This window comes from Leptolyngbya sp. NK1-12 (assembly GCF_032598965.1).
GTDB lineage: Bacteria > Cyanobacteriota > Cyanobacteriia > Elainellales > Elainellaceae > Elainella.
This window is the reverse complement of record NZ_CP053587.1, coordinates 205273-216888: the sequence shown is the minus strand read 5'-3', so window position 1 is coordinate 216888 and position 11616 is coordinate 205273. Positions and strand designations below refer to the sequence as shown.

General features: G+C 48.4%; 10 protein-coding genes. 5 read left to right on the top strand and 5 right to left on the bottom strand.

Going from position 1 to position 11616, the window contains the following annotated elements:
- The 4 genes from HJG54_RS29470 to HJG54_RS29455 form a co-directional block, all read right to left on the bottom strand.
- Window positions 1-900: a formylglycine-generating enzyme family protein gene (locus HJG54_RS29470; RefSeq protein WP_316436654.1), complete on the bottom strand. Its 900-nt coding sequence runs from the start codon at window positions 898-900 to the stop codon at window positions 1-3.
- Window positions 901-1484: 584 nt separating this feature from the next.
- Window positions 1485-2279, bottom strand: coding sequence for a sulfite exporter TauE/SafE family protein (locus HJG54_RS29465; protein WP_316436653.1), 795 nt, complete (start codon window positions 2277-2279; stop codon window positions 1485-1487).
- Window positions 2280-2308: 29 nt separating this feature from the next.
- On the bottom strand, window positions 2309-3475 hold the full coding sequence (locus HJG54_RS29460; RefSeq protein WP_316436651.1) for a threonine synthase: 1167 nt from the start codon (window positions 3473-3475) through the stop codon (window positions 2309-2311).
- Window positions 3476-3572: 97 nt separating this feature from the next.
- The gene (locus HJG54_RS29455) at window positions 3573-5108 is read right to left on the bottom strand and encodes an amidohydrolase family protein (RefSeq protein WP_316436650.1); all 1536 of its coding nucleotides are present in this window, start codon (window positions 5106-5108) and stop codon (window positions 3573-3575) included.
- A gap of 537 nt (window positions 5109-5645) precedes the next feature.
- Between HJG54_RS29455 and HJG54_RS29450 the strand changes: the two genes are divergently transcribed.
- Both HJG54_RS29450 and HJG54_RS29445 read left to right on the top strand, forming a co-directional pair.
- Complete coding sequence (locus HJG54_RS29450; protein WP_316436649.1) at window positions 5646-5957, top strand: nitroreductase family protein; 312 nt, start codon at window positions 5646-5648, stop codon at window positions 5955-5957.
- 21 nt (window positions 5958-5978) lie between these two features.
- The gene (locus HJG54_RS29445) at window positions 5979-6494 is read left to right on the top strand and encodes a nitroreductase family protein (RefSeq protein WP_316436648.1); all 516 of its coding nucleotides are present in this window, start codon (window positions 5979-5981) and stop codon (window positions 6492-6494) included.
- Window positions 6495-6577: 83 nt separating this feature from the next.
- Here HJG54_RS29445 and HJG54_RS29440 read toward each other — a convergent pair whose 3' ends face one another.
- The gene (locus HJG54_RS29440; RefSeq protein WP_316436647.1) at window positions 6578-7597 is read right to left on the bottom strand and encodes an isopenicillin N synthase family dioxygenase; all 1020 of its coding nucleotides are present in this window, start codon (window positions 7595-7597) and stop codon (window positions 6578-6580) included.
- 384 nt (window positions 7598-7981) lie between these two features.
- On the opposite strand from HJG54_RS29440, the gene HJG54_RS29435 reads away from it, so the two are divergent.
- The 3 genes from HJG54_RS29435 to HJG54_RS29425 all read left to right on the top strand — a co-directional run bounded on the left by HJG54_RS29435 (window position 7982) and on the right by HJG54_RS29425 (window position 11561).
- Window positions 7982-9022 (top strand): LLM class flavin-dependent oxidoreductase, encoded by a 1041-nt coding sequence (locus HJG54_RS29435; RefSeq protein WP_316436645.1) that lies wholly within the window; start codon window positions 7982-7984, stop codon window positions 9020-9022.
- Between the two features lie 89 nt (window positions 9023-9111).
- Window positions 9112-10314: an SfnB family sulfur acquisition oxidoreductase gene (locus tag HJG54_RS29430; protein WP_316436644.1), complete on the top strand. Its 1203-nt coding sequence runs from the start codon at window positions 9112-9114 to the stop codon at window positions 10312-10314.
- Between the two features lie 59 nt (window positions 10315-10373).
- Window positions 10374-11561 (top strand): acyl-CoA dehydrogenase family protein, encoded by a 1188-nt coding sequence (locus HJG54_RS29425; RefSeq protein ID WP_316436643.1) that lies wholly within the window; start codon window positions 10374-10376, stop codon window positions 11559-11561.
- The last annotated feature ends 55 nt before the right edge of the window (window positions 11562-11616 follow it).

The following is an 11616-nucleotide window of genomic DNA, read 5'->3' as shown; positions in this document are numbered from 1 at the left end:
TCAAATTTTTGAGATCAAATTTTTGACTAAACGAAACCCGATATGGGTTGTTCCGGTATCTGAAGCTTCCGACTCCCGCGCCGCAGGCCGAAAGCGGCTGCAATAATTTAATGCACAAAGATAAGAGCCACCTTTGATCACATGCAATGCCGGTTCGTGTGGCTTGTGGCGATCAAAACTCTGCGCTTGGTCTGGCCCCTTGGGATTCGACTGGTGAACTTTGCTGGCGTGACCTGCGGCATACCAGTCAGAGGTCCATTCCCAGACATTGCCACTCATATCGTACAAGCCGTAGCCATTCGGTGGAAAGGAGCCAACCGGAGCACTGTCGATGTAGCCATCTGCTTTGGTATTAAAAAAGGGGAAAATACCTTGCCAAGTGTTTGCTTTTTTAGCAGAATATTGATTCCCCCAGGTGTATATAGCATTATTCAATCCGCCTTGGGCCGCAAATTCCCATTGCGCTTCTGTCGGCAGTGACTTACCACTCCATTTGGCATAGGCAAGGGCATCTTCGTAGGCAATATGAACCACCGGATAGTTTTCCTTACCGACAATGGTGCTTTTCTCGCCAAATGGGTGTCGCCAGTTTGCTCCTGTTTGCCAATGCCACCAACTCAGTTCAGGTACAACTTTAGTCCCTGGTTTAGCCATCTCAAACACCAGTGAACCAGGCAATCGCTGCTGATCTGGCAAATCGGGAAACTGTACTTTTGAGAGGGGACGCTCAGCAACAGTGACATAGCCAGTCGCGGCTACAAAGGCGGCAAATTGAGCATTGGCAACTTCAGTTTGATCAATACAAAAGCGATCAAGATGAACATGCGCGGCTGAACGTTCTTCTGGATAATTGAGATGATTAGAACCAATGGTAAAACTACCGCCTGGAATCAGCACCATGCCTGCCGGACAGGGATCTGCCCATACCTGGTCAGGATTGCTTAGTAAACTGATCGGAATAAGCAGTCCGAGGCATAGAAGATGTACTAGCGCGCGGATGAACGCTATCCCAAACTGAATCCGCCGCAAGCTGACTAGAGACCTCACGCAACTATTCGCACTCCCTATTTGCACTCCCTTGGAAAAAGCCTTCTCATTGGTAATCGCAAACTATACATCGCCTGCAATTCTGACTGAAGTAGTGCCAATTATGGCTCCTCAAACCAATATCTTTAAACAATTTAATCTACGGTAAATTGATAGGGATATAAATTGATAGAGATGTGAATTGATAGAGATACAATACAAAACCATAGCAAAAGTGTGTCATATTCCTGCTGATCAAGCAAGACTAGAAACATTACAAAAGGTTTATGGCATAAACTCGATTGATTGAAGCTGCCAGAACCATAACAAATGAGAGTAGAATGAGCACTTTTACTTCAACAGCAAGCTTGAGTTGACAATTGAGTTAACAACCAATCATCAGTATCGATAAGAAGCTGGCGTCGATTGCAATCTAACATTGGCTACAAACAAAGAAATTAGCTACGAACAAAAAAATAGATAGTCATACTAACGGCAACAGCACTGACAAATCGCCGTACCCAACGCGGATCAAGTCTGCGGGCGTAGTAAGCGCTGAAGTATCCACCCAATAAACTGCCGACTGCCATCAAGATTGCCTGCTGCCAAGCGATGATACCCGCAAATACAAACGGAACAATTGCAATTCCGTTGATACAACTGCCTAAAAAAGTCTTAAAGGCATTCATCGTGTGAATATTTTTGAAGCCTAGTAAAGTAAATGCCGCCAGCATCAAAATCCCTAGGCCCGCACCAAAGAAGCCTCCATAAATTGCAATCGCTAGTTGGACCAATGCTAGGGTGGATCGGGAAGCTGGCCTGGGCTGTTGAAGCCTGTAACGTTGAAGCCTATGACGTTGAAGCCAAGATCTCAACGGTTCGCCAAACAAAAATATTAATGTTGCCAACAGTAAAAGATAAGGAATTAATTGATCAAATATAGCGGCTGAGGTAAACAGCAACGCAACAGAGCCAATGACGCTACCAATCAAGCTGATGCCACACAGCAAAACCAGTTGGTTGCGGGGAATACCAAAATCTTGACGATAGGCGCGAACACTTCCCAACACTCCGAACCAAATTGCCGTGTTATTAGTGGCATTGGCAGTAATTGGCGGCACGCCAGTGAAGATCAAAACAGGAAAGGTAATAAAACTGCCACCTCCAGCAATCGCATTTAAACCACTGGCAAAAAACGCGGTGCTAAACAGCAGCACTGCGTTGAATAAGGTTAGCGGTGGTATGTGATTCATGCTAAAATTACGGAGCCACCAATCTATGTTTAGACTCTGCTAAAAGCTTCCAGGTATTTCAAGCCGGAGCCAGTATTGAATAACACAATTCGCTCGTCTCGATCCACCTTACCTTGATCGATTAATTGTTGCAGGGCAGCCACACAAGCCCCAGTTTCAGGAGCAGCAAAAATTCCTTCGGTTGATCCCAACCGTTTCACGCCGGTGAGCAACGCTGCGTCCGTCACAGCCACGGCAGTTCCACCGCTCTGACGCAGAATATGCAGGATCATAAAATCTCCGATGGCCTGAGGTACCCGCAGCCCAGAGGCGATCGTGTGAGGATTAGCAATCGTTGCTCCGGCTGGTAGACCGGCCTCAAATGCTTGCACAATCGGCGCACAGCCCGCTGCCTGCACACTCACCATGCGAGGACGATGCCGGCCGATCCAGCCCATCTGTTCCATCTCGTCAAACGCCTTCCACATGCCGATCAAACCCGTTCCGCCACCCGTGGGATAAAGAATCAGATCAGGCAGTTCCCAGCCCAACTGCTCTGCCAGTTCGTAGCCCATTGTTTTCTTGCCTTCGACTCGATAGGGTTCTTTCAACGTGGAAACATCAAACCATCCGGCGGCAGTTTTTTGCTCGGCCACTATTCGTCCACAGTCGGTAATCAACCCGTTCACCAAAGTGACATGGGCACCGTTTTGCTGACATTCGATCAGATTAGCCTGAGGCGTATCCTGAGGCATGAAAATAAACGCCTCTAGCCCAGCTCTAGCAGCATAGGCCGCAAGTGCACCGGCGGCATTACCGGCTGAAGGAACCGCTAATTTTTTCACGCCTAATTCTTTTGCCATTGAAACGGCAGTGGTCATTCCCCGCGCCTTAAACGATGCCGTGGGATTCTGCGATTCATCTTTGATGTATAGATGATTCAGCCCTAGTTCTTGTCCTAGCCGTTCTGCGTTCAGTAGCGGAGTCATGCCTTCTCCCAAACTGACGCGATTGGCAGGATGATCAACCGGCAGAACCTCCGCATAGCGCCACAGCGTCGCCGGACGAGTTGCCAATGCAGCACGAGTCAGACTAGCGGCGGCCCGATTGAGATCATAAGCTACGAACAGTGGCTTACCGCAGACACAGAGATTGTAGAGACGACGGGGTGCATAGGATTTGTTGCAGGAGGAACAGTACAGATGGGTGACATTCATTGCTCGATTGTGACTCTCATATCGCCAGGTTATCTATTTTTAACGCAGAGTATCTGCTTAGCGATATGCGACCGTGAGAGCCTGACGCTGCAATTCTCTATACCGGCACCAAACTTTTATCTTCTGCTTCAGCCGCAGTGCCAAGCTGAGCCTCGATCACCGTGCCCTTGAAGAAATTGGGATTGGCTTCGGTATAGAGTTTGTAAGGATTCGAGAAGACATAGGCTTTGAAATCGGCTTCTGAAATTACGCCTTCCTCGACGAGTTCCCAGCTTTCCGCCAGTGGAGAAGTTAGATCGGGCACATCCCAGTGGCCTACATCCGAAGAATAAATGGCGTTGATTTTGACTCCTAGGGGATTTGCTTTGTCGTTGAACGCGGCAGCGATTGTGCGATCATCAGATTCGGAACCAAAGAAGAAACTATTCACCCAACGATCGCGGATATCTTCGATGGTTTCAATTCCAGCCGCCGCGAAATCATTTAGTTCATCACCAACCGGATCACGGCTAAACCGCGTAAACGATGAACCCAATACGGTTTGGGTCAATTCTGCTTTGCTAAGCGCGTATCCTTGGGTGATCTCGCGGCCATAGTGTTCAAACAACTCAAACAATTCATCCGCGTTAGTCAACGCCGGATTGTAATTTTGCAGTGCCTTGCGATTGCGCTTAGAGAACCGATCGACCAAATGAATGTAGACATGCGCACCCCAATCAGCTCCGCCCTCCAACATCGCCACGCGCAGTTGCGGAAAGCGCTTCGTCACGCCGCCAAAGAGCAACGCTTTGGCAAACGCCTGCGAACCATCCGCAAAATGACCGATGTGATTATTCATGTAGTTGCTGATAGAAGCGCGTCCGGTCCAACCTTGACTGCCGTAGTGGGTCGTAACAGGAACTCCCAGTTCGACCACTTTTGCCCAGAAGGGATCGTAATCATATTCGCTGTCGAGACCGTAGAAATCAATATAGGAAGCATATTTGGCAATTTCGGGGAATTGCTCTGGTGGATACTTTTCGGCAATCGCTTTGATTGGCCGCTTCACTCCACCAGGAATGTTAATCACCTTCAGCCCCAGTGTATTCACAGCAAATTCCAGTTCTTCAATTCCTTCCTGGGGCGTGGTTAGCGTGATGCCTGCTACAACCGTCAGACGATCGCTGTATTTGCGATAGAGGTCAGCATGATAGTGATTGATTGCCCGCTGCAATGCCTGACGATGTTCCGGTTTGGCTCCGGCGGCAGCTAGTGCATTGTTAGGAAACAGGACAGAATAGTCAGACCCCTGTTCGGCCTGACGTTCATAGAAGAGTTCAGGCAGCGTATAGGTAGCTAGATCTAATGTGTTGCGCGTAACTCGTGCCCACCAAGGAGAGCGAATCGTGCGGTAGTATTGCCGCTCTTCGGGAGTTTGTTGATACCAGTCTTTGCCGTCACTCTTAGAATTGAGTCGAGAATTTTCTGATCTGCGTAATTCGTCTACTAGCTTGGCACCGCCGTAATTGGCAATGTAATCTTCCAGTGCAGGTGTAAAGTCGTTAGTGTGTACGTCAGTGTCAATTACCGGATAATCTAGCTTTGCCCGGATCGCAGCAGAGGGAGATGTATTTAAGCGACTAAATTCAACCATGATTGCTTGCTCCAAAACAGGACAGATTTTCTTGCAGATTTTTCTTGGATTACTTCCTAAGCTTGTCTCCAGGCAAAACCTGAGCATGTTCGTGGGAATGCTTGTAGCGATCTACTCATGAACGAGAGAAGAAACAAATTTGATATCGAGCATCGAGTAGTTAGAGAACTGGGAAGCAGCATTAAGGCAATAGCTTCATTCACTCACGCCTGCCCCGTTGCCGGTGAGTTAGACGCGAGTTAGAACAGAACCTGCGCTCTAAACTACCTCTAAATTACTCTTAAACTACGGTTTATCGATAAAGATTAGGTAGTTTAGATGAAGAGAGTATCCCACACCTAACTGAAGAAAGCAAGTCAGAGCGGTCTGCAAATACGGTCTACTAACAAAATCTCTTCAAGATCCCAAACTCAAAAACCAGCAGAAAGTGCGATAAATCGATAGATAAACAGTATTATGTTAAAAATCATAAGGTCCGGATAAAACTGTTGTTTTCGATAAGCTGATTATTTCCTCACCACTAAAGGACTATGCTTTATGACCCTTACTGCTGATGGTGCAAATCTACAAGCAGCGTACCAGCTCCTCAGCGAGCGCTACGGCACTGCAATTGAATTGGAGCTAGATGCGGCTTGGAATGATAGCCTCACCACGTTACTCTCCCATCGCTCTGTGCGAGCCTACCGGCCCGATCCCTTGCCCGCCGGAACGCTGGAAATTTTGATTGCAGCAGCCCAATCTGCCTCAACCTCCTCTAATCTCCAAACTTGGAGTGTGATTGCCGTTGAAGAGGCGGCCCGCAAACAGCGCTTGTCGCAGTTGGCAAACCATCAAAGCTACATCCAATAGGCTCCTTTATTTCTAGTTTGGTTGGCGGATTTAGCTCGTCTGACTCAAATTGCCCACCAGCGAGGACTGCCCCACGATGGCCTCAACTATTTGGAAATGTTTCTAATGGCCGCCATCGATGCCAGCCTCGCCGCTCAAAATGCTGTCGTTGCTGCCGAGTCGCTGGGATTGGGGACAGTCTACATCGGAGCAATGCGAAACAATCCACTGGCGGTTGCTGCCGAATTAGGACTACCTAAACAAGTATTTGCGGTGTTTGGTTTATGCGTCGGCTATGCCGATCCGGCGGTAGCAACCGCCATTAAACCCCGTTTGCCTCAAGCCGCCGTCTTGCATCGAGAAACCTACAGTTTGGATCAAAACGCTGCCATTGACGACTATAACAACATCATGACCGCATTTTATGCTAATCAACAAATGAATGTAGCCGGAGATTGGGCGCACCACTCCAGCGAACGAATTGCCAGCAGCGAAGCGTTGCGGAATCGTGCCCATCTGCGCGAAATTCTGCACCAGCTCGGTTTTGAGTTGCGCTAAGCAACACTGACGCTGTTTGCTTCAAATTAGTTCAAGCAGCAATATATAGCAATTGCAAACAAAAGCCCGAACCGAGCAAAGGTTTAGATTACCTCTCGTTTCAACTCTGGAAACACCTTGGAGACTTTGTTGAGTATATAATCTCCATAAGTGCCACGAAACTCGTGAACGCTAGCGTTGTCCCAGCGATGATTTCGATCAGCCTGGAGCAGCTCTGGATGAACCGATTTAATTGGTTTGATCTCAGCCTCAAAGTTGGGATCAAAAAAGAAGGGAAACGACAGACGATGCTGCCCAGATAAATTTCTGACCCGATGCGGAGTAGAGCGATACAAACCTCCGGTTAGGCGGTCGAGCATATCGCCAAGGTTGCAGACAAACGAGTTGGGAATCGGGGGCGCTTCTATCCAACGCTGATTGACTTTGATTTGCAGCCCGCCTGAATGGTCTTGCTTGAGGATTGTCAGCAACCCATAATCTGTATGTTCTCCAACCCCCCACTCAGACTCGGATAATGCAACGGCAGGCGGATAATTAAAAATACGAAACAGAATCAACGGCTCCCAAGTATAGCGTTCTGCAAAGTAGGATTCGGGCAACCCCAGACTCAAGGCAATTCCTGCCATTAATGTATGCCCTAGTTGGGTCATTGCTGCCATGTAGCCGAGCACGGTTTCGCGCAATCGGGGCAAATTCGTCGGAAACAGATTGCGTCCATGCATGGGCACCCCTGCTTGCACCAAGGGATGACTCTCGGCTAGTTCGGCCCCAAAATAAATGCCTTCTTTCAAATCAGGTTGACCAGAAGTTAGTTCGCCTCCTATTGGAAAGTAGCCCCGCCATGCTCTACCGCCTCGCGCCATGCAAATTTCTAGTTTCTCAGCCAGATCTTGAGCAAAAAACTGCCGGCTCAACTGCTCTAGACGCCGCTGCAACTCCTCATCAACACCATGCCCAACTATGTAAAAGAAACCGCAATCGCGGCAGGCTTGACCTATCTGCTCAGCCACGCGGTAACGTTCTTCGGTTCGGGCAAGCAGCGCGCGAATATCAATTACTGGAATATGTGAAATTGGAGAGTTTGCTGTCTGTAAATTGCTCATGCTCGAATCAACATTTCATTCACCGACCAGTTGCGTTTCTGATAATCAAAAAAGTGCTTGAGTATACAAATAACCTTTATTTCAAGAGCCAGATCAGAATTTACAGCTACTAATCAACTATCGTTTCTTTGACTCACTATAGCGCTGATTAATCGAAACAGGAATTCAAATCATAAACTGAGATGACCAAAATCAACGAAAGGCTTGCTTTCTCTAAATGCCTATGCAAAACTAGCAGTTAATCTAATCTACTAATACTCTACCGGCTAACCGTAGATTATTCGTTCGTTTGCCTCAGCTATATTGCTTTATCGCTATCGGTTTCCCTGTCTAGGTCTGATTTTCCGATTGCAAGCAATCTATTCAAATCGCTGGAGTGGTCTAATGCCTGAACCACGCTACGGAATCTGGCTTCCTGTTTACGGCAACTGTGGGGCAATGCGTCATCCAGCGGAACCGTGTGATGCTAGCTATGCCCGCTCGAAGACCCTGATTCAGCTTGCCGAACGGCTTGGCTTTAGCACAACTTTGATTGCACAACATGTAATCAACCCCCGCAATCAGCAGCTTGATCAGCTTGAAACTTGGACGACGGCAGCCGCACTAGCAGAGGCCACTGATCAAATCGAAATTATCGCAGCGATCAAGCCTCTGCTATTTCATCCAGTCGTGCTAGCAAAAATGGCGTTGAATATTGCGGCAATTAGCCAGGGACGCTTTGCAGTCAATCTAGTGAGTGCTTGGTTTAAGCCGGAAATTGAGAAAGCTGGAATTCAGTTCCTGCCTCATGATGAGCGCTATCGCTATTCCGAAGAATGGCTGCGTGTCGTGAAGTTGCTTTGGAGTGGCGAACCAGTCAATTTTTCAGGTCAGTATTTTCAGATTAGCAATCTCAGTTTACATCCGGTGCCGCCCGTGCCCCCAAAAGTTTATTTGGGCGGTGAGTCAGAACCGGCTCGATCCCTAGCCATGCGCGAGGCCGATCTGTTTTTCCTCAACGGGCGCCCAATCGACGTAATCAGGACAACGATTACCGAAGTGAAACGTTATCCGCGTCTCCAGCCGTTGCCGCTTCGCTTTGCCCTATCCGCTTTTGTGATTGCTCGCCCTACCGATGCCGAAGCTCAAGCTGAATATGATTATCTAATGACATTAGTAGCCCAAGACGATCGTTCAGAGCTGCTGAAAGGGGTGGAGTCAGAGGTGGTGATGTTCAAGAATATGGCGAAGTATCCGGGAGTAGGCAGCAACGGAGGAACCGCCGCTGGACTAGTCGGAAGCTACGACACCGTCGCTCGCCGCATCGCTGAGTTTACAGAGGTTGGTATCGATACATTCATGCTGCAATTCCAGCCTTTTACAACTGAAATGGAACGGTTTGCCACAGAAGTGATGCCGCGAGTTGCAAGGTTGCAGCCTGTATAAGGTAGTTCTACTTTCTCATTAGTTTGCACAGATTTAGATGATGAACGATTGGTAACTGTTGCTCGATTCGCTGTTTATCCTAACTGGTTATGACTCAAGCTATTACTCGCCGCCGTGCCCATCTGATCACCAGCGATCGGGAAGCGATTGAAATTGCTCAGCAACTCTCAGCCGAATTTGCCCAAGCATCAGCCGAGCGGGATCGAGAGCGCAGACTACCGTTTGCTGAACTGGATCGGCTTTCCGAGAGTGGGCTGCTAGGGATCACCGTTCCCAAACAGTATGAGGGAGCTGCGGTCTCAAACGTCACGCTGGCGGAAGTGATCGCGCTGCTGTCTCAAGGGGATGCCAACTTAGGCCAGATTCCTCAAAATCATCTCTATATGGTAGAGGCGATTCGGCTCAACGGCAGCGAGGAGCAGAAGCAGCGCTGGTTTCGCTTGGTGTTAGAGGGCAAGCGGTTTGGCAATGCGTTTACAGAAGTGGGAACAAAAACGGCGACGGCATTCAAAACTCGTTTGACGCGCAGTGATTCGGGCTATGTCCTGAACGGCAGGAAGTTTTATTCGACCGGAGCCTTGTTTGCTGACATTGTGCCGGTCGTTGCCCTGAATGACCAAGATCAAGTTGTGATTGCGTTTATCGATCGCCAAGCGCCCGGACTGACCGTAATTGATGACTGGACAGGTATGGGACAGCGTATCACAGCCAGTGGTACCACGTTGATCGAAAATATTTCAGTGCAAGAGCAAGACATTCTCTATCACCATCTTGCCTTTAAACAGCAAACAACGATGGGAGCCGTAGCTCAAATCATTCATGCCGCCGTTGACGTTGGCATTGCTAGAGCGGCTTATCAGGATGCGCTTCAGTTCATTCGCCACCATACAAGACCCTGGATCGAAACCGAGTATGAGCATGGCTATGAAGAGCCGCTGATCATCTATGGAGTAGGTGAAATGTCAGTGAAGCTTCATGCCGCTGAAGCCTTGCTGAAACGATCAGGAGAATTTATTGACCGCGCTCTGCAAGACGCAACTGAAAAGAGCGCAATCGAGGCATCTATTGCTGTTGCAGAAGCCAAAGCCTTAGCCGATGAAGCCGCTATCTTTATCACCAATAAGTTTTTTGAGCTGAGCGGCACCAAGTCTACGCTGGAACAGTTCAACTACAGCCGTCACTGGCGTAATGCCCGCACTCATACGCTACATGATCCGGTGCGCTGGAAGTATATCAACATCGGCAATTACTTCTTGAATGGGGTGAATCCGCCCCGGCATGGAGCATTTTGAACGGCTTTACTTTGTTAGGCATTATTAAGATTATTTTGTGAACAACCAGGAGAATCAGAATGGTATCCGCACCGAATCGCACCATTGATCCCTTCACAATTGCGACTTCTTTAGCCGATGAATTTGCTGAAACGGCGATTGAACGCGACGCTAGAGGTGGTAGTCCGACCAAAGAACTGAGTCGGATTCGGGAAAGCGGTCTACTCAAACTGCATATCCCCGAAGCCTATGGCGGTTGGGGCAACGACTGGATTACTGCTCTCAAGCTAGTCCGCGAGATTGCCAAGGCCGATGGCTCACTGGCCCAGTTACTGGGCTACCACTATGTCAATTCGGTTGTGCCTCAACTGTTTGGTACTCCAGAGCAAAAGATAAGATATTACACCAATCTAGCCCAACATGACTGGTACTTTGGCGATTCGGTTAATCCACGTGATCCGGATCTAATTTTGATCCCTGATGGTGAACATTTTCGGCTGAATGGCATCAAGCATTTTTCAACCGGGGCAAAAAGTTCAGACATTATTGTGATTACCGGAATTCGTAGCGATCTGGGTAATGTGCTGTTTGCGTTGGTTCCCAGCAACCGCGAAGGGGTAATTCTGAATGACGATTGGGATTATATTGGACAGCGCCAAACTGACAGCGGCAGCGTTGAGTTTCGTAATGTCCTGATTCATCACGATGAGATTTTGGGCGACCCAGATTCACAAGCGCATCCCAGTCCATTCGCTACTTTGGTCACGCCTCTGATTCAAAGTGTGTTCGTCAATCTCTATCTTGGCATTGCCTTAGGCGCGTTTGAAGCAGCCAGAAGGTATACACTCTCGACAACCCGCCCCTGGATTTTCTCACCCGCAGAAACTGCCAGACAAGACCCTTACATCATCGAGCAATATGGCGACCTTTGGGTGAATCTGCGAGCTACGATCAGCCACACTGATTATGTTGCGACTGTGTTGCAGGCAGCTTGGGATAAAGGTGAACAGCTTACGGCAGCAGAACGAGGTGAAGTGGCGGTTACAATTGCCACAGCTAAGGTATTAAGCACTCGTGTTGCACTAGAAACAACGAGCAAAATCTTTGAAGTTACTGGCACTAGAGCAGCAGCGTCCCGCCATCGCTTTGATCGATTCTGGCGCAATGTCCGAACTCACACCTTACATGATCCAGTTGTTTACAAAGTTCACGAAGTTGGCAACTGGATATTAAACGAACAAGTTCCAGTATTCACACTTTATACTTAGTAGCCTTTCTATTTCTACTCGTTAGGGATTTACCTTAATAACCACTAGGCAGTAA

Coding starts and splice junctions, on each gene's coding strand:
- HJG54_RS29470 (WP_316436654.1), bottom strand. CDS start 900: ATGGTGCTGATTCCAGGCGGTAGTTTTACCATTGGTTCTAATCATCTC.
- HJG54_RS29465 (WP_316436653.1), bottom strand. CDS start 2,279: ATGAATCACATACCACCGCTAACCTTATTCAACGCAGTGCTGCTGTTT.
- HJG54_RS29460 (WP_316436651.1), bottom strand. CDS start 3,475: ATGAATGTCACCCATCTGTACTGTTCCTCCTGCAACAAATCCTATGCA.
- HJG54_RS29455 (WP_316436650.1), bottom strand. CDS start 5,108: ATGGTTGAATTTAGTCGCTTAAATACATCTCCCTCTGCTGCGATCCGG.
- HJG54_RS29450 (WP_316436649.1), top strand. CDS start 5,646: ATGACCCTTACTGCTGATGGTGCAAATCTACAAGCAGCGTACCAGCTC.
- HJG54_RS29440 (WP_316436647.1), bottom strand. CDS start 7,597: ATGAGCAATTTACAGACAGCAAACTCTCCAATTTCACATATTCCAGTA.
- HJG54_RS29435 (WP_316436645.1), top strand. CDS start 7,982: ATGCCTGAACCACGCTACGGAATCTGGCTTCCTGTTTACGGCAACTGT.
- HJG54_RS29430 (WP_316436644.1), top strand. CDS start 9,112: ATGACTCAAGCTATTACTCGCCGCCGTGCCCATCTGATCACCAGCGAT.
- HJG54_RS29425 (WP_316436643.1), top strand. CDS start 10,374: ATGGTATCCGCACCGAATCGCACCATTGATCCCTTCACAATTGCGACT.